Origin of the sequence: Microbispora sp. H10949 (assembly GCF_014161435.1) — a bacterium.
GTDB lineage: Bacteria > Actinomycetota > Actinomycetes > Streptosporangiales > Streptosporangiaceae > Microbispora > Microbispora triticiradicis.
In genome coordinates this window covers 183,527-200,930 of the sequence record NZ_JABBWZ010000009.1, presented here as the reverse complement: position 1 = coordinate 200,930, position 17,404 = coordinate 183,527, and the positions used below count along the sequence as shown (strand labels likewise).

Below are 17,404 nucleotides of genomic sequence, written 5' to 3'. Positions count from 1 at the left end.
GGCAGGAGATCCACGGTGGGACATGTTGAGATCGGGCATCTGACCCATGTCCTCCCGGACGGGAGGATGCTCCTGAACGACGTCTCGTTCCGGGTCGGGGAGGGCGTCAAGGCCGCCCTCGTGGGTCCGAACGGCGCGGGCAAGACCACCCTGCTCCGGATGATCGCGGGGGACCTCCAGCCGGTCGAGGGCACGGTCGCCCATTCGGGCGGCCTCGGGGTGATGCGGCAGTTCGTCGGCAACATCCGGGACGGCAGCACGGTCCAGGACCTGCTGCTGAGCGTCGCGCCGGAACGCGTCAGGACGGCGGCGGAGCGGCTGCACGCCGCCGAGCTCGTCATGATGGAGCGGGACGACGAGAAGACCCAGTTGCGGTACGCCCAGGCGATCACCGACTACGGCGACGCCGGGGGCTACGACATCGAGGTCCTGTGGGACGCCTGCGCGATGGCCGCGCTCGGCGCGCCGTACGACCGGGTGAAGTACCGCGAGGTGGGCACGCTGTCCGGCGGCGAGCAGAAACGGCTGGTCCTGGAGGCGCTGCTGCGCGGCCCCGACCAGGTGCTGCTGCTCGACGAGCCCGACAACTACCTCGACGTGCCGGGCAAGGTGTGGCTGGAGACGGCGCTGCGCGAGACGCCCAAGACCGTGCTGCTTGTCTCCCACGACCGCCAGCTTCTCGCCAACGCCGCCGACCGGATCGTCACGGTCGAGTCGGGCAACGTCTGGATCCACGGCGGCGGCTTCGGGACGTACGCGCAGGCCCGCAGGGAGCGGAGCGAGCGGCTCGACGAGCTGCGCCGGCGCTGGGACGAGGAGCACGCCAAGCTCAGGCGCCTGGTGGTCATGCTCAAGCAGAAGGCCACCTACAACGACGGCATGGCCTCCGCCTACCACGCGGCGCAGACCCGGCTGCGCCGGTTCGAGGAGGCCGGGCCGCCGGAGCTCGCGCCCAAGGACCAGCTCATCAGCATGCGCCTGCGCGGCGGCCGTACGGGCAAACGGGCGGTGATCTCCGAGGGCCTGGAGCTGACCGGCCTGATGAAGCCGTTCGACCTGGAGGTCTGGTACGGCGAGCGGGTGGCCGTGCTCGGCTCGAACGGCTCGGGCAAGTCCCACTTCCTGCGGCTGCTGGCGGGCGAGGAGGTCCGCCACGCCGGGGTGGTCAGACTCGGCGCGCGGGTCGTGCCCGGCCACTTCGCGCAGACCCACGCCCGCCCCGAACTGCTCGGCCGTACGCCCTGCGAGATCGTCATGACCGAGCACGCCCGGCTGAAGAACGAGGCGATGAAGGCGCTGGCCCGCTACGAGCTGGCCGGGCGGATCGCCGAGCAGAGGTTCGAGACGCTCTCGGGCGGCCAGCAGGCGCGGCTGCAGATCCTGCTGCTCGAACTGTCGGGCGCCACGCTGCTGCTGCTCGACGAGCCCACCGACAACCTCGACCTGGCCAGCGCCGAGGCCCTGCAGCAGGGCCTGGACGCCTTCGACGGCACCGTGCTCGCGGTCACCCACGACCGCTGGTTCGCCGCCGACTTCGACCGCTACCTGGTCTTCGGCTCCGACGGGCGGGTGTACGAGTCCCCCGAGCCGGTGTGGGACGAGACGCGGGTGGTCCGCTCGCGTTGAGCGGCCGGTAAAGATACCGGCGGGGGCGCGCGTGTCCGGGAGGGGACGTCCCTTTCAGCGGTTATGACGGCTGAGTGACGCGACGTTGCCGCATAACCGCCGCCCTCGCCCTCGCCGTACTGGCGACGGCGTCGTGCGCGAGCAAGCACAAGCAGGAGGGCCCGCTGCCGCTGGCCCTCAAGGAGCAGGTGTCCTCCGTCGTACGCTCCGGGGCCGGGTACGCGGTGACCTGGGCGGGGGTGCTGAGCAACCCCAACCGCGGGCACTTCGGGGAGAACGCCGTCGCGGTGGTCACGGCCGTCGACGCGGCGGGCAAGGAGGTCGTCCACCTAGAGCAGCCGCTGGACGCGGCGCCTCCGGGCCGCCCGCTGGCGTTCGGCGGCCAGGTGACGGCCGGCGGGCAGCCGGTCCGCGTGAAGATCGACTACCGGCCCGCCTCGTGGCGGGCGGCGTCGCGGCCTCCGTCGGCGTTCCTCAGGTTCCCGATCTCCGACGTGCTCACCGAGAAGCAGCCGGACGGCTCCTACCTCGTCACCGGCTACGTGCTCGACCCGTTCCGCAGGACCGCGGGCGCCCTCGCCGTGACGGCCCTGCTGCGCGACGACGCGGGCCGGCTGGTCGCCGGCCGCACGTCGTACGTGGACGACGTGCGGCCGGGCACGAAGCGGAGGTTCGTCATCACGGTCGACGGCGTCCGCGGGGCCGTCGGCGCGACCGATGTGTACGCCACGACCTGGGGCTCCACCGCCCGGGCGTACGAGGATCTGGCGCGGGCCGGGGCGGTTCCGCTGCACACGATCCCGCCGACCACCGCGCCGTTCACCAAGGACCGCGGCTATCCGCCGTACAACGATCGGCGCCAGTGAGCGGCCCACCGCCGATAGCGGCAGGAGGGGCGGGTTACCGTAGCGGAATGGCCAGGATCGTGCTCTTCGGAGCCACCGGTTTCACCGGCGGACTGACCGCCGAGGCGCTCGCCCGGCGCGGGGCCCGGCCGCTGCTGGCGGGCCGGGACCAGGCGCGGCTGACCGCCCTCGCCGGCTCGCTCGCCGGCTCACTGGGCGGTGACGTGCCGATCGCGGTGGCCGACGTCGGCCGCCCGGAGTCCGTACGGGCCCTCGTGGCGCCGGGCGACGTGCTGATCTCGACCGTCGGGCCGTTCGCCCGCTGGGGTGAGGCCGCGGTGGCCGCCGCGACCGAGGCGGGTGCCGTCTACCTCGACAGCACGGGCGAGCCCACGTTCATCAAGCGGATCTTCCAGCGGTACGGCCCCGCCGCGGCGGCCCGGGGCGCGGCCCTGATCACCGCCTTCGGCTACGACTACGTGCCCGGCAACCTCGCCGCGGCCCTGGCCCTCCGGAAGGCCGGCGCGGACGCCGTCCGCGTCGACGTCGGCTACTTCGTGGGCGGCGACATGGCGCGCCGCGCGAGCGCCGGGACCCGCGCCTCGATGCTGGGGATGCTCCTGGAGCCGATGTATGGCTTCCGCGAGGGCCGCATCGTCCCCGAGCACGGCCGCACCCGGCGCTTCCTGGTGGACGGCCGGCCGCGGCACGGCCTGTCCATCGGCGCCACCGAGCACTTCACGCTGCCGCCAGTGCACGCGGGACTGCGGGAGGTCAACGTCTACCTCGGCTGGCTGGGCGGGCTGACCAAGGCCGCGGGCGTGCTGGCCCGGGCGACCCCGGTGATCGCCGCCCTGCCCGGCGCCAGGCGGGTCACCGAGGCGCTGGCCGACCGGGTGCTCCGTACGGGCACCGGGACGCCCGCCCCGGCGGCGGGTGTGTCGTCCAGGATCGTCGCGGAGGCCTACGACGCGCGGGGGCGCCGCCTGTCGGCCGTCCATCTGTCGGGCGGGGACCCGTACGAGTTCACGGCCGGCATGCTCGCCTGGGCCGCGACCACGGCGCTCGCGGAGGGCGTGCGCGGCACCGGCGCCCTCGGCCCCGTCGACGCGTTCGGCCTCGACGCGCTCACCCGGGGATGCGCCGCCGCCGGCATGACCGTACGCGAACCGGCCTGACCCCTCCTATCGCCCGGATTCGGGCGCTTCGGTGTGCAGGGCGGCGAGATGGTCGTGCAGGTCGGCGTGGCGGAACTGGTAGACAGGCCCGACCGTGCGCAGCAGCCCCAGGCGGTGGGCGTCGTCGAGGAACGCCATCAGCCTGCGGGGGACATGTCCCGCCCGGGCCAGACGTCGGATGATGATTCCGGCGCCCAACCACGCATGATGTTTTCCCTCCACGAGCCCGCCCATGAGCCCGATCGTGAGCCCGCTCCCGAACGCGCTCCCGAACGCGCTCCCGAGAAGCCCGAGCCCGAATCCGACCCCAAGCCCGCTCACGAGCCCGAACGTTGTCGTTCGTAGAAGGGTGAGGGTTCTGTCGGCGTTCCACATCGACTGGGGCGTGATCGCCATGCTTGTCGACGTGGGTTGTTCCGCCCAGTCGAGGAGCCCGAACACGAGCACCCCGAAGAGCCCGAACACGACCCCGAGCACGAGCACGCCCAGGAACTCGACCACGAGCCAGCCGATGAGCACGCCAAAGATCCCGACCAGGAGCCCGTACACGAGCTCAACCACGAACTTTCTCCTGACGTGTCTGATGAGGCTCGACGTTCGTCCAGGGAGTCGCAGATCGGCATGGCCAGGTGTCTCGGTGAACCACTGCTGGACAGAAAGCCAGGTCACGAGCCCGGCTATGAACCCGATCACGAGCCCGAACGAGCGCGCGCCGATGAGCACGCCCGCGAACCCGGCCATGAGCCCCGCCACGAGCCCGACCACGCCGGCGGTACGTCGTTGCTGGGCGGGGGTGGTGGTGAGGTCGGCCAGGTGCCACCAGGCGAGGTCGCGGGTGCCGTGCGCGGTCAGTTGGCGGGCGAGGTAGGCCAGGTAGTGGCGGGCCTGGCCGGGGTCCCAGGCGTGGCGGGGGCGGAAGTGCTCGGCGGGGTTGCGGGTGGGGGGCCGGGCGCGGATGACGGCCGGGATCAGATGGTCGAGCAGGTGAGCGCGCAGCCTGCCGGGGTCGTCGGCGAGGGGGCCGACCAGCGGGGCGGGGTCGGTGGCGGGGGTGATGTAGACGGTGCGGATCAGCCACAGCCCGAGCGTGGTGGAGGCCACCTCGGCCAGGCCCGGCCGGTCGGCGTTCTCCAGCGCCTCCAGGATGGGTGCCCAGTCGTGGCGGGGGCGTGGCGGCAGGCAGGTGCGCACGTAGCCGGCGGCGGCCTGCGGGGTGAGGGGACTGGGGGCGATGACCGCGGCGGCGGTCAGCACGTCCCCGGCCTGCTCCAGGGCGGCGGCCAGTTCGCCGGTCCGGCTGGTGAGGACGAACTGGTCGCGGTCGGCGAGGGAGCCGTTGAGCGCGGTGATCGCCGCGGCGCGGGCGTCGCCGGGCAGTTCGTCCAGGCCGTCCAGGATGGGCAGGATATGGCCGCGGTCGACCAGCGTCCTGGCCGCGTCGGGCCCGAAGGCGGTCAGGGCCGGGTAGTCCTGGACCAGCCGGGCGGCCAGCCAGTCGTGCAGCCGCGGGTGCGCGGTGGTGTCCCAGCCCGCGATGGTGGACAGGACCGGGACCGGTTCTTCGGGGCGGCGATCGTCGGCCAGCTGCAGCAGCAGCTGCACCGCCAGTGTGGTCTTGCCGCTGCCCGGGCCGCCGGTGATGACCAGCCTGCGGCGGCGTAACGCCCGGAAGTTCTCGGCGAGCCGCGGGATCCGGTCGGCGGTGGCGGTGAAGGTCAGCGGCTGGTGGCCGATCAGGCGGGGGTGGTCCATCAGGCCCGGGTCGTCGGTCAGGTGCCAGGAGACGGGGATCGGTTCGGGATCGCCCAGCGATTGGATCGTCGCCTCGGTGCGCCACTGCTCGGCGACCAGGTTGGTCAAGGTCGTCTTCGCGGCGGTGATGGTCTCCTCACCCGCGGGTGGCGCGGGAGTGGCCTTACGTCTGGCCCACAGGACCACCGGCGCCGTGAGTGCCAGCGCGGCCACGACGAGGGACACGAGATCGGCCCGGTTGACCTTGTCGTCGGGGTCGAGGACACGCCCTACCATGATCATCGCGGCGGCGAGTGCGGCGACCACTGCCACAGCAAACAGGATCGGCCACCACGATCTGCGCCCGTTCACCCACGCATCGTCTCCCGCCGGCGCCGCTGCGCGGGCCGATGAGCACAAATGGTGATGAGAAGGATGTTCGTCCGTCAGACGGATGGACGGAGGAAACGACTTCGGCCGAATGGGTGGAGCGGGTAGTTACCAAGCATTTACTCTCCGTATATGAATGATGGCGTCCTGGTGGAGGCGTTGCGTGCCCGGGATCCGGGGGCGCTGTCCGCTCTCTACGACACCTACGCCGAAGGGCTCTACCGATACTGCAGGGTGCTGCTGGCCGGGCCCGACGCCGCCCAGGTCGCCCTGCGCGACACGCTGATCGCCGCGGAGGCCCTCGTCGGGTCGCTCGCCGATCCGGGCATGCTGCGCCCCTGGTTGTACGCCCTGGCCAGGGGTGAGTGCGTGCGCCGCCGCACCCCCGGGGAGGAGGGCGGCCAGGAGCCGGGGACCACCCCTGTGCCGACCGCGCCCTTCCCCCGCGCCGGGGACGGCGAGGGCGACACCGACCTGCGCCTGGCCGCCGGCGGCGCCGTGGCCGCGCTGTCCGCGGAGGACCGCGAGGTGCTCGAACTGGTCGCCCGGCACGACATGGACACCGGCGACCTGGCCGCCGTGCTCGGGACCGGCGACCGGTACGCCCGGGCCCTCCTCGACGCCGCCACCGAACGTCTGCGTGAGACGGTGACGGCCGAGATCCTCGCCCGGCGAGCCTCGCACGACTGTGCGCGGGCGGCGGCGATCCTCCAGGGCCTCTCCGGTGAGCTCACCCCGCAGACGCGCGGACAGCTCACCCGTCACATCGCCCGTTGCGAGACCTGCGCGCGGCACCGCGTCCGGCAGGTCTCCCCGGCCAAGGTGTTCTCCCTGCTGCCCCGGGTCGCCCTGCCCGAGACGCTGCGGGTGCGGGTGCTCAGCAGCTTCATCGATCCCGAGCTCGTGCCCTACCGGCGGTACGTCGCCAAACGCGTCGGCGGGCTGAGCGCGGCGGGCTTCCCCAGGGCGGGGGCGCGGCGCGAGGGGCGGCTCGCCCAGGCCTTGGCCGGCGCGGTGGCGGCGGTGGCGGCGGTGGCGACGATCGCGCTCGTGTTCGCCCAGTTCGCCGGTGACCTGCGTGAGCGGGCCGCCGACTCGTTCGTCGGCCACCGGCCCCCGGCGGCCGAGGCCCCGGCCGCGACCGGTTCCGGCCCGGCCGGGGACGCCGGGGACACGGCCTCCCCTGGATCTTCGGACGGCGGGGACGGCCGCTCACCCGAGCCTTCGGACTCGGGGGACACGGCCGAGCCCGGTGGCTCCGTACGGCGGGCCGATCCGGTCGTCCTGCCCCGGCCGGCGCCCCTGCCCGCTCCCGTGCCTCCGGCCACCGTCCGGCCTCCGCGTCACCACGAGCCGACGCGCAGCCCGGCGGCGCCGCCCACGACCCCGCCCAGGACCCCACCCACGACCAGGCCCTCCGGCTCCGCGCCGTCGCCGCCCGGCGAGACGGCCACGCCGCCGGACCCCGGGTCCGGCGACGACCCCGGCTCGGGCGGTCCGGGTTCCGGTGGTCCGGGTTCCGGCGGCCCGGGCGGCTCGGACGACCCCGGCGGCTCCGGCGACGACCCCACCGATCCGCCCACGGGCGGCCCACCGAGGGGCGGGCCGCCGCCGGCGCACTGGCCGGGACGCCGCCCGCCCCACCGTGAGCACCAGCATCATCACGAAGGACGTTTCCACTATCCGCGCACGCCGGGCCGCCGGCCTGGAGGAGGGGACTGCCCGCCGGCTTCCGAGCCCGCACCCGGCCCCCTCTTCCTCCGGCAAAAAGGACGACCTATCACATAGGCCAATTACTGGGCGTACCTTAGATGTGTACGGAGAGTAGTCACTGGGAACTGAGGGGAGTGGAGCAGGGAAGGGGAAGGAATGCCACTCCTCAGGGCATCGGGGCTGGTCGCCGGGCTCGGGTCAAGTCTGGTCCTCACATTGGGGGCCCCGGCGGGAGCCGATCCGAAGCCGTCGTCGAAGGACGTCGCCAGGGCGCGGCAGCAGGTGCAGGAGCGGGCGCGGGAGCTGGGCAGAGCGTCGGCCGATCTCGCCACCGCCCAGGCCCGCCGGGACGCGCTGGACGCCGACGCCGAGCGGCTGGTCGAGGCCTACAACGGAGAGCTCGTACGCCTGGAGCAGGCGCGCGCCGCCTACGAGCAGTCGGAGCGGCGGGTCGGCGAGGCGGCCGGCGAGTTCGACCGGTTGCGGAGCGTGGTGATGACCCGGGTGGCCCAGGGGTACGGCCGGCTGCGGCTGGCGCCGTCCGCCGCGGCCGTGCTCGGCGGCTGGGACGACGCGGACGGGTTCCTGCGAAGAGCCAGCGTCCTGACGCAACTCGGCGACGAACAGAACGCGACGCTCGCGGAGATGGACGACGCGCGGAAGATCTACGAGATCCTCCGAGAACAGGCGGCCCGCGCGTACGCCGAGCAGTCCCGCACCGCCGACCAGGTCCGGCAGGCGAGGGACGCGGCGCAGCGGGCCGTCGCGGACCAGCTCGAACAGACCCGGCTGATCGAGCGGGAGAAAGAGGAGATCTCCGAACGCCTGGACGCCGCCCGCGCCCGCGTCGACGAGCTGAGACAGGCGAGGAGCGCGGCCAGGCAGAGATCCCGGCGCCAGGCTCCCCCCGCGCGGAGCGGCATGGCGATCCCGGGCTGGGCGGCCCGGCTGCCGTCCGGCCGGGGCGGGGAGGCCGCCCAATGGGCGCTCAAACAGATCGGCAAACCGTACGTGTGGGCCGCGGCCGGCCCGTCGGGGTTCGACTGCTCGGGACTGACCATGCGGGCCTGGCAGCGGGCGGGGGTCTCACTCGACCACTGGACCGGCACCCAGTGGACCTCGGGACGGCACGTCCCGCTCAGGGAACTGCGCAGCGGCGACCTGCTGTTCTACGGCAGGCTGAGCCGCAGCCCCGGCACCATCCACCACGTGGGCCTCTACATCGGGCGCGGCCTGATGGTCCACGCCCCCCAGACGGGGGACGTGGTCCGCATCTCACCCATCTGGCGCCATGATCTCGTCGGCGCCACCCGGCCCGCCTAGCGCCCCCCGCGGCACCGGCTCAGTGGTCCTCGCCCTGGTGGTCGATCTCCTCGTACCGCTTGATGCTGGCGACGATCTCGGCCTCGGCCTCGGTGCGTCCGACCCAGTTGGCGCCCTCGACCGACTTGCCGGGTTCGAGGTCCTTGTAGACCTCGAAGAAGTGCTGGATCTCCAGCCGGTCGAACTCGGCGACGTGGTGGATGTCGCGGATGTGCTCCATCCGCGGATCGGTGGCCGGGACGCACAGCACCTTGTCGTCGCCGCCCTTCTCGTCGGTCATCCGGAACATCCCGACCGCCCGGCACTTGATGAGGCAGCCGGGGAAGGTCGGCTCCTGGAGCAGCACCAGCGCGTCGAGCGGGTCTCCGTCCTCGCCCAGCGTGTCCTCGATGAACCCGTAGTCAGCGGGGTACTGGGTCGACGTGAAGAGCATGCGGTCCAGGCGAATGCGGCCGGTCTTGTGGTCCACCTCGTACTTGTTCCGTTGTCCCTTGGGAATCTCAACGACAACGTCGAACTCCACTCGTTCCTCCGCATGAGTCCCCGGTCTCCCGGGCTGGCGTTAATGTCTCGTAAGCGTGTTCAAGGTCGGCGCGAAGTGAGGGTGACGTGGTGCGACGTGAGCGCTGGGTGGTGGTGTCCACCCTCGCCCTGCTGCAGATCTTCGTCGTCCTCGCGGGCAGCTATCTGATCGCCCATGACGCCGACAGGACCCCGGCTCCGGTCGCGTCCCCGAAGCCGAACCCGATCCCCCTGGTGACCGCGGGTCCGGTTCTGGCCGCGGTGGGGGATGGGGCTCTCCCCGCCAAGGGTACTTTGACCACCCGGCTCGCCGCTGCGATGGGTGACCCCGCCCTGGGCGGCAGCGTGGCCGGCATCGTCCTCGACGTGACGACCGGCGCCACCGTGTTCGACGGCCGCTCGGGCACTCCCATCACCCCCGCCTCCACCACGAAGGTCGTCACCGCGGTGACCGTGCTGGCCTCGGTGGGCCCCGACGCCCGCCTGGCGACCCGGGTGGTCAAGGGGACCGCCCCGGGCTCGATCGTCCTGGTCGGCGGGGGCGACCCCACCCTGGCCGGCCCGGGGACGAGCGCCGCGGAGCGGAAGGACGCCTACCCGAGGCCGGCGTCGCTCGACCAGCTCGCCTCCCGTACGGCCAAGGCGTTGAAGGCGGCCGGCGTGACCTCGGCCGACCTGTCGTACGACGCGTCCCTGTTCGGCGGGCCGCGTACGGCGCCGGGCTGGAAGCCGACGTACATCCCCGAGGGCAGCGTCGCACCGGTGTCCGCGCTCATGATCGACGAGGGCCGGGCGGCGAACGGCGCGCGGGTGCCCGACCCGGCGCGAACCGCCGCCGGCGCGTTCGCCGCGCTGCTCAGGAAGAACGGCGTCAAGGTGGGCAGGGACGTCGGCCCGGGCCGGGCCCCGGCCGCCGCCCAGGAGCTGGCCCGGGTGGAGTCGGGGCCGGTCTACGCGCTGGTGGAGCGGATGCTCACGCACAGCGACAACGACCTCGCCGAGGCGCTCGCCCGCCAGGCCGCCGTGAAGGAGGGCCAGCCGCACACGTTCGAGGGCGTGGCCGCGACGGTCCGCCGCGTGCTCACCCGTCTCGGCGTGGCCGAGGGCGTGGAGGTCCACGACGGCAGCGGCCTTTCCACCAGGAACCGGATCACGCCCGGCGGCCTCGCCCGGATCCTGGCGCTGGCGGCGTCCCCGGCGCACCCCGGCCTGCACTCGCTGATCAGCGGGCTGCCGGTCGCCGGCTTCACCGGGACCCTGCACAACCGGTACGGCAGGTCCGGCTCGGCGGCCGGCGCCGGATTGGTCCGCGCGAAGACGGGCACTTTGAACGGCGTGAACACCCTGGCGGGGATCGCGTACACATCCGAGGGCCGGCTGCTGACCTTCGCGTTCATGGCCGATCAGGTGGCCGACCCGACGCAGGCCATAGCGGCGCTCGACAAGATGGCCACGATCGTCTCCCAGAGCTGAGGTGTCGGATCCCGCTCGGCTGCCCGCGCGGCGGGCAGGCGGAGAACGTACGGTGGTGAGTATGCAGGTGATCGACTGGGATCTGGCCGTCACGACCGGAGTGCGCCTCGTGCGACCGGGCCCGCAGGTGAGCCGCGAGGAGGCCAGGCAGGCCGTCCTCGAACTCCGGCGGCTGTCGCGGGACGCCGAGGGGCACGTGCGGGAGTTCACCCGCATCGACTCGGCCCCGCCGGAGGCGGCGACGGTGGTGGACCGCCCCGGCTGGATCCGCGCCAACGTCGACGGTTTCCGGGTCGTGCTGGAGCCGCTGACGCAGAAGATGTCCAACGTGCCGGCGATCGTCGGCGCCGTCGGCTCGCGCATCACGGGTCTTGAGGTGGGCGCGGTGCTGGCCTTCCTCGCCTCCCGGGTGCTCGGGCAGTACGAGCTGTTCCTCCCGCCGGACCCGTCCGGCGTCGCGCCGACCGGCCGGCTGACGCTGGTCGCGCCGAACATCGTGCACGCCGAGCGCGAGCTCGGCGTCGACCCGCGCGACTTCCGCCTCTGGGTGTGCCTGCACGAGGAGACCCACCGGGTGCAGTTCACCGGCGTGCCCTGGCTGCGGGAGTACGTGCGCGGCCAGATGACCGAGTTCCTCCTCGCCTCCGAGATGGACCTCGCGACGCTGCTGGAGCGCCTGCGCGCCGCCTCCGACGCGGTGGCGGACGCCTTCAAGGGCGGCGAGGGCAATCTCATCGAGGCCATCCAGACGCCCGAGCAGAAGGCCGTGCTCGACCGGGTCACGGCCGTGATGACGCTGGTCGAGGGGCACGGCGACTACGTGATGGACGCGGTCGGGCCCAGCGTGGTGCCGTCGGTCGCCGAGATCCGCGCCAAGTTCCAGCGCCGCCGCGAGGGCGGCTCCCGCGTCGACCAGCTGGTCCGCCGGCTGCTCGGCATCGAGCTGAAGATGAAGCAGTACGCCGAGGGCTCCCGCTTCGTCCGCACGGTGGTGGACGAGGCCGGGATGGACGGGTTCAACAAGGTCTGGACCTCGCCGGAGACGCTGCCCGACCGCGACGAGATCGCCGACCCCCACGCCTGGATGTCCCGGGTCCTCGCCACCTCCTCCTGACCCGCGCTCGCGCGGGACACCGCGAGAATGGGCGCATGGGCCCGCATCCCGCCGTCGCCGACGTCCGCCGTGCCGTACGGCTGTCGCTCGCGGACCTCGCCGCGCGCGCGCAACCGGACGCGGGGCCGGGGCCGCTGGTCCTGGTGGCCTGCAGCGGCGGCGCCGACTCGCTGGCGCTGGCCGCGGCCACCGGGTTCGCGGCCCCGCGCCTCGGCCTGCGCGCCGGGCTGCTGACGGTCGACCACCGCCTGCAGGAGGGCTCGGCCGGGCGGGCCCGCGACGTCGTACGGCTCGCGCCGGCGCTCGGCCTCGGCCCGGCCGAGGCGCTGACCGTCACGGTGGGGACGGCCGGCGGCCCAGAGGCGGCCGCGCGGGACGCGCGTTACGCCGCGCTGTCGGCCGCGGCCGACCGGCTGGGCGCCGCCGCGGTCCTGCTCGGCCACACCCTCGACGACCAGGCGGAGACCGTGCTGCTGCGGCTGGCCCGGGGCAGCGGCTCCCGGTCCCTGTCCGGCATGGCGGAGGTCTCCGGGATCTACCGGCGGCCGCTGCTGTGGCTCGGCCGGGAGCGCACCCGGCAGGCCTGCGCCGCCCTCGGCCTGCGGCCGTGGGACGACCCGCACAACGACGACCGCGTCTACCGCAGGGTCCGGGTGCGGCATGACGTCCTGCCGGTGCTGGAGGACGCGCTGGGACCCGGGATCGCGGAGGCGCTCGCCCGTACGGCGCGGCTGTGCCGGGACGACGCGGACGCCCTGGACGGGTGGGCCGCGGAGGTCCACGCGCGGTCGCGGGGTCCGGCGGGGGAGCTGCGGGTGCCCGATCTCGCGGACGTGCCGGCGGCGGTGCGGCGGCGGGTGATCAGGCGCGCCGCCGTCGAGGCGGGGGCGCACGCCTCCGCGCTCGCGGCGGTGCACATCGAGGCGGTCGACCGGCTGGTGACCGGCTGGCACGGGCAGAAGGGGGTGGACCTACCCGGGGGGGTGGTTGTGGTCAGGCGCTGTGGCACCCTTGTCTTCGCTGTGGACAACGTCTCGCTCGCGTAAGGAAAACCCCAGGTGGATGCAGCAGACATGGGCAAGGACCTCTCCCGCGTCCTCATCTCGGAGCAGGAGCTGCAGGCGAAGATAAAGGAGCTGGCCGGCCGCATCGACGCCGACTACGCCGGCACGGAACTGCTGATCGTCGGTGTGCTGAAGGGCGCGGTGATGGTCATGGCCGACCTCGCCCGCGCGCTGCACGTGCCCGTTCAGATGGACTGGATGGCCGTGTCGTCGTACGGCGCGGGGACCAAGTCGTCGGGCGTCGTGCGGGTGCTGAAGGACCTCGACACCGACATCGCCGGCCGGCACGTGCTCGTGGTCGAGGACATCATCGACTCGGGCCTCACCCTTTCGTGGCTGTTGAACAACCTGAGGTCGCGCAGCCCGGCGTCCGTGGAGATCTGCACGTTGCTCCGGAAGCCGGACGCGGTGAAGGTCGAGATGGACGTCCGATACGTCGGTTTCGACATCCCCAACGAGTTCGTCATCGGGTTCGGGCTCGATTACGCCGAGCGCTATCGCAACCTGCCGTTCATCGGGACTCTTGCGCCGCATGTGTACGGAGGGGAGTAAGCCCTTAGCGAAGTGCCCCGCCGATCGTGCGTTATTGGGCGCCAGGTCGGGGAACACGGGGTTGGCTGACGTACGTTGGAAAGGCAAAGCCGGAGCCGCTCGGGCAGTTACCCGACGCGGCGGCCGGGTGTACCTTCGGATATCCGTGGGGAGCCGTTCGGCGTCCCTCGGTAGCCAGAAGGAGCGGTAACGGATGCCGCGACCCCGGGTCCGCCCGGGGCAGGCCTTGGTCAGGAAGGGACGGGCCCGCCGGGGTTCCGCAACGGATGGATCTCAAGCGATTTACACGTGGCCCACTCCTGTGGATCCTGGGCATCGTATTGCTTCTCCTGCTCGTCACCACGATGTTCGGCGGGGACGGCAACTACACCACCGCCGACACCTCGACGGTCGTCCAGCAGATCCAGCAGGGCAATGTCAAGAGCGCGACCGTGGTCGACAAGGACCAGCGGGTCGAGTTGACGCTGAAGCAGCCGATCACGGTGCAGAACAAGAGCGTCACCCGCATCCAGGCGCCCTGGGTCGAAGGGCAGGGTGTCCAGCTCACCCAGGCGCTCGACACGTCCAAGCCGTCCGAGGGCTGGACCGTCGAGGTGCCGAAGGAGAACTTCCTCCTCAGCCTCCTCGCCAGCTTCCTGCCGATCATCGTCATCGTCCTGATCTTCCTGTTCATCATGAACCAGATGCAGGGCGGCGGCTCCCGGGTCATGAACTTCGGCAAGTCGCGGGCGAAGCTGATCACCAAGGACACCCCCAAGACCACCTTCGCCGACGTGGCGGGCGCCGACGAGGCCATCGAGGAGCTCCAGGAGATCAAGGAGTTCCTGCAGGCCCCGGCCAAGTTCCAGGCCATCGGCGCCAAGATCCCCAAGGGCGTCCTGCTGTACGGCCCGCCCGGCACCGGCAAGACCCTGCTCGCCCGGGCCGTGGCCGGCGAGGCGGGCGTGCCCTTCTACTCGATCTCCGGTTCCGACTTCGTCGAGATGTTCGTCGGCGTGGGCGCCTCCCGCGTCCGTGACCTGTTCGAGCAGGCCAAGGCGAACGCCCCCGCGATCATCTTCATCGACGAGATCGACGCCGTCGGCCGGCACCGCGGCGCGGGCCTCGGCGGCGGCCACGACGAGCGTGAGCAGACGCTCAACCAGCTTCTCGTCGAGATGGACGGCTTCGACGTCAAGGGCGGCGTGATCCTCATCGCCGCGACCAACCGGCCGGACATCCTCGACCCCGCCCTGCTGCGTCCCGGCCGCTTCGACCGCCAGGTCGTCATCGACCGGCCCGACCTGGAGGGCCGCAAGGGCATCCTGCGCGTCCACGGCCGCGGCAAGCCGTTCGCGCAGGACGTCGACCTCGACGTGATCGCCCGCCGGACCCCCGGCTTCACCGGCGCCGACCTCGCCAACGTGATCAACGAGGCGGCTCTGCTGACCGCCCGGCAGGACCAGAAGCTCATCACGATGTCGACCCTCGAAGAGTCGATCGACCGCGTGATGGCCGGTCCGGAGCGCAAGTCGCGGGTCATGTCGGACCAGGAGAAGAAGATCATCGCCTACCACGAGGGCGGGCACGCCCTGGTGGCCCACGCGCTGCCCAACTCCGACCCGGTCCACAAGATCACGATCCTGTCGCGCGGCCGCGCCCTCGGTTACACGATGACGCTGCCGATGGAGGACAAGTTCCTCGCGACCCGGTCCGAGATGATGGACCAGCTCGCCATGCTGCTCGGCGGCCGCACCGCGGAGGAGCTCGTCTTCCACGAGCCCACCACCGGCGCGTCCAACGACATCGAGAAGGCGACCTCGATCGCCCGACGCATGGTCACCGAGTACGGCATGAGCGAGCGGCTCGGCGCCCGCAAGTTCGGCAGCGGCAACGGCGAGGTCTTCCTCGGCCGTGAGATGGGCCACGAGCGCGACTACTCCGAGCAGATCGCCTCGGCGATCGACGAGGAGGTCCGCCGCCTCATCGAGAGCGGGCACGACCAGGCGTGGGAGATCCTCGTCCAGTACCGTGACGTGCTCGACAACCTGGTGCTGGAGCTCATGGAGAAGGAGACGCTCTCCCGGGAGCAGGTCCTCGAGATCTTCTCGCCCGTGGTGACCAAGGAGAAGCGGCCCTCCTACGCCGGGTACGGCAAGCGCCTGCCGTCGGACCGTCCTCCGGTCATCACGCCGAAGGAGCGGGCCAACGGCAACGGCTCGGCGCTCCCCGCCGGGGGCTCCGGCTCGGCCCCGTGGGTGAACGACCAGCCGGCGCAGCGGGACGAGGCCTGACCGTGGCCGATCCGCACGCGGCGGAACCGCCTTCCGGATTCGACCACGGCCGGATCGAGAAGGCCGTACGCGAGATCCTGATCGCGATCGGGGAGAACCCCGATCGCGACGGGCTCCGCGACACCCCCGCCCGGGTGGCGCGGGCGTACGCCGAGCAGTTCGCGGGTCTGGGGCAGCGTCCCGAGGACGCGCTGACCACGATGTTCGACGCGGACCACGACGAGATGGTGCTCGTCAAGGACATCGAGGTGATGTCCACCTGCGAGCACCATCTGCTGCCGTTCCACGGCGTGGCGCACATCGGGTACACGCCGAACGAGAAGGGGCGCATCACCGGCCTGTCGAAGCTCGCCAGGCTGGTGGACGTCTACGCCCGCAGGCCGCAGGTGCAGGAGCGGATGACCTCGCAGATCGCCGACGGCCTGATGCAGGTGCTGGAGCCGCGCGGCGTGATCGTGGTGATCGAGGCGGAGCACATGTGCATGACCATGCGCGGCGTGCGCAAGCCCGGCGCCAAGACGATCACCTCGGCCGTCCGGGGCGACTTCCGCACCAGCGAGGCGACGCGGGCCGAGGCCATGTCGCTGATCCTGCGTGGTTGAGTGGGCGGGTGCGCTCCTGCCGGACGAGCCCTGCCGAACCGGGCACTAGGCTGGACCCCATGACCACGTCGAGCGTGCCCGGCATGCCGGAGGCCGAGCGCTGTCTGGTCATGGGTGTGGTCAACGTGACCCCCGACTCCTTCTCCGACGGCGGGCAGTGGTTCGATCCCGACGTCGCGATCCGGCATGGCCTCGACCTGGTGGCCGAGGGCGCGGACATCGTGGACGTGGGCGGCGAGTCCACCCGCCCGGGCGCGGCCCGGGTCTCGCTGGAGGAGGAACTGCGCCGCGTCGAGCCGGTGATCCGCGCCCTCACCCAGGAGGGCGTCACGGTCAGCGTCGACACCATGCGGGCGGAGGTCGCCGAGGCGGCCGTCGCGGCCGGGGCCAGACTGGTCAACGACGTGAGCGGCGGCCTGGCCGACCCGGCGATGCCGCGTGTGGTGGCCGCGACCGGCGTGCCGTATGTCGTGATGCACTGGCGCGGGCACAGCCGCGACATGGACAACAGGGCCGTCTACGGCGACGTGCTGACCGAGGTGGCGGAGGAACTGCGCAAGCGGGTCGACTCCGTGCTGGCCGAGGGGGTGCGGGAGGAGCAGATCGTGCTCGACCCCGGCCTCGGTTTCTCCAAGAACGCCGAGCACAACTGGGCCGTGCTGGCCGGCCTCGCCGAGCTGAACCGGCTCGGCCATCCCCTGCTGGTCGGGGCGTCGCGCAAGCGGTTCCTCGGCCGGCTGCTGGCCGGGCCGGACGGCGAGCCACGCCCCTTCGACGGCAGCGACGACGCCACCGTCGCGGTCACCGCGCTCGCGGCGCAGGCCGGGGCGTGGTGCGTCCGGGTCCACCGGGTGCGGCCGAACGCCGACGCGGTGCGCGTCGCCGCCGTCTGGAGGGCAGCAGGCGTACGACACGCGGCAGGCGGACGGGACGCAGTAGCCGCACGACACTCAGCCGCGCGACATGCCGACGAGAGCCGGTGAGGATATGCCGACAGG

At 72.4% G+C, this 17,404-nt stretch carries 14 protein-coding genes; 12 read left to right on the top strand and 2 right to left on the bottom strand.

Annotated features, from left to right (window positions below; genetic code table 11):
* Window positions 1-15 precede the first annotated feature (15 nt).
* From HHX40_RS23995 to HHX40_RS23985, 3 genes are all read left to right on the top strand, one after another.
* The gene (locus tag HHX40_RS23995; protein ID WP_182882409.1) at window positions 16-1,626 is read left to right on the top strand and encodes an ABC-F family ATP-binding cassette domain-containing protein; all 1,611 of its coding nucleotides are present in this window, start codon (window positions 16-18) and stop codon (window positions 1,624-1,626) included.
* A 74-nt stretch (window positions 1,627-1,700) separates the two neighbouring features.
* Window positions 1,701-2,492, top strand: coding sequence for a hypothetical protein (locus tag HHX40_RS23990; RefSeq protein ID WP_182882408.1), 792 nt, complete (start codon window positions 1,701-1,703; stop codon window positions 2,490-2,492).
* Between the two features lie 47 nt (window positions 2,493-2,539).
* Window positions 2,540-3,649, top strand: a complete 1,110-nt coding sequence (locus HHX40_RS23985; protein ID WP_182882407.1) for a saccharopine dehydrogenase — start codon at window positions 2,540-2,542, stop codon at window positions 3,647-3,649.
* Between the two features lie 6 nt (window positions 3,650-3,655).
* Here HHX40_RS23985 and HHX40_RS23980 read toward each other — a convergent pair whose 3' ends face one another.
* On the bottom strand, window positions 3,656-5,713 hold the full coding sequence (locus HHX40_RS23980) for an NACHT domain-containing protein (RefSeq protein ID WP_182882406.1): 2,058 nt from the start codon (window positions 5,711-5,713) through the stop codon (window positions 3,656-3,658).
* Window positions 5,714-5,902: 189 nt separating this feature from the next.
* Between HHX40_RS23980 and HHX40_RS23975 the strand changes: the two genes are divergently transcribed.
* Window positions 5,903-7,558, top strand: a complete 1,656-nt coding sequence (locus HHX40_RS23975; protein WP_182882405.1) for a hypothetical protein — start codon at window positions 5,903-5,905, stop codon at window positions 7,556-7,558.
* 81 nt (window positions 7,559-7,639) lie between these two features.
* Entirely contained in the window at window positions 7,640-8,806 is a 1,167-nt protein-coding gene (locus HHX40_RS23970) for an NlpC/P60 family protein (protein WP_182882404.1), read from the top strand.
* A gap of 19 nt (window positions 8,807-8,825) precedes the next feature.
* Here HHX40_RS23970 and HHX40_RS23965 read toward each other — a convergent pair whose 3' ends face one another.
* Window positions 8,826-9,329: an inorganic diphosphatase gene (locus HHX40_RS23965; RefSeq protein WP_111697804.1), complete on the bottom strand. Its 504-nt coding sequence runs from the start codon at window positions 9,327-9,329 to the stop codon at window positions 8,826-8,828.
* 86 nt (window positions 9,330-9,415) lie between these two features.
* On the opposite strand from HHX40_RS23965, the gene dacB reads away from it, so the two are divergent.
* The 7 genes from dacB to folP all read left to right on the top strand — a co-directional run bounded on the left by dacB (window position 9,416) and on the right by folP (window position 17,389).
* Window positions 9,416-10,801: a D-alanyl-D-alanine carboxypeptidase/D-alanyl-D-alanine-endopeptidase gene (gene dacB, locus HHX40_RS23960; RefSeq protein WP_307801480.1), complete on the top strand. Its 1,386-nt coding sequence runs from the start codon at window positions 9,416-9,418 to the stop codon at window positions 10,799-10,801.
* 61 nt (window positions 10,802-10,862) lie between these two features.
* Window positions 10,863-11,915 (top strand): zinc-dependent metalloprotease, encoded by a 1,053-nt coding sequence (locus HHX40_RS23955; protein WP_182877855.1) that lies wholly within the window; start codon window positions 10,863-10,865, stop codon window positions 11,913-11,915.
* Between the two features lie 35 nt (window positions 11,916-11,950).
* Entirely contained in the window at window positions 11,951-12,961 is a 1,011-nt protein-coding gene (gene tilS / locus HHX40_RS23950; protein ID WP_182882403.1) for a tRNA lysidine(34) synthetase TilS, read from the top strand.
* A 12-nt stretch (window positions 12,962-12,973) separates the two neighbouring features.
* Window positions 12,974-13,531 carry a hypoxanthine phosphoribosyltransferase gene (gene hpt / locus HHX40_RS23945; protein ID WP_244302458.1) on the top strand — a complete coding sequence of 186 codons (558 nt, stop codon included), beginning with the start codon at window positions 12,974-12,976 and terminating at the stop codon, window positions 13,529-13,531.
* A 266-nt stretch (window positions 13,532-13,797) separates the two neighbouring features.
* On the top strand, window positions 13,798-15,804 hold the full coding sequence (ftsH, locus tag HHX40_RS23940) for an ATP-dependent zinc metalloprotease FtsH (RefSeq protein WP_111701856.1): 2,007 nt from the start codon (window positions 13,798-13,800) through the stop codon (window positions 15,802-15,804).
* 2 nt (window positions 15,805-15,806) lie between these two features.
* The gene (gene folE, locus HHX40_RS23935) at window positions 15,807-16,406 is read left to right on the top strand and encodes a GTP cyclohydrolase I FolE (RefSeq protein ID WP_310738250.1); all 600 of its coding nucleotides are present in this window, start codon (window positions 15,807-15,809) and stop codon (window positions 16,404-16,406) included.
* 59 nt (window positions 16,407-16,465) lie between these two features.
* Complete coding sequence (gene folP / locus HHX40_RS23930) at window positions 16,466-17,389, top strand: dihydropteroate synthase (protein ID WP_259403085.1); 924 nt, start codon at window positions 16,466-16,468, stop codon at window positions 17,387-17,389.
* Window positions 17,390-17,404: the final 15 nt, after the last annotated feature.

Excerpts from the sequence above, each read along its gene's own strand:
- tilS (WP_182882403.1), top strand. The coding sequence starts at position 11,951 with ATGGGCCCGCATCCCGCCGTCGCCGACGTCCGCCGTGCCGTACGGCTG.
- ftsH (WP_111701856.1), top strand. The coding sequence starts at position 13,798 with ATGGATCTCAAGCGATTTACACGTGGCCCACTCCTGTGGATCCTGGGC.
- folP (WP_259403085.1), top strand. The coding sequence starts at position 16,466 with ATGACCACGTCGAGCGTGCCCGGCATGCCGGAGGCCGAGCGCTGTCTG.
- HHX40_RS23955 (WP_182877855.1), top strand. The coding sequence starts at position 10,863 with ATGCAGGTGATCGACTGGGATCTGGCCGTCACGACCGGAGTGCGCCTC.
- HHX40_RS23985 (WP_182882407.1), top strand. The coding sequence starts at position 2,540 with ATGGCCAGGATCGTGCTCTTCGGAGCCACCGGTTTCACCGGCGGACTG.
- HHX40_RS23975 (WP_182882405.1), top strand. The coding sequence starts at position 5,903 with ATGAATGATGGCGTCCTGGTGGAGGCGTTGCGTGCCCGGGATCCGGGG.
- HHX40_RS23970 (WP_182882404.1), top strand. The coding sequence starts at position 7,640 with ATGCCACTCCTCAGGGCATCGGGGCTGGTCGCCGGGCTCGGGTCAAGT.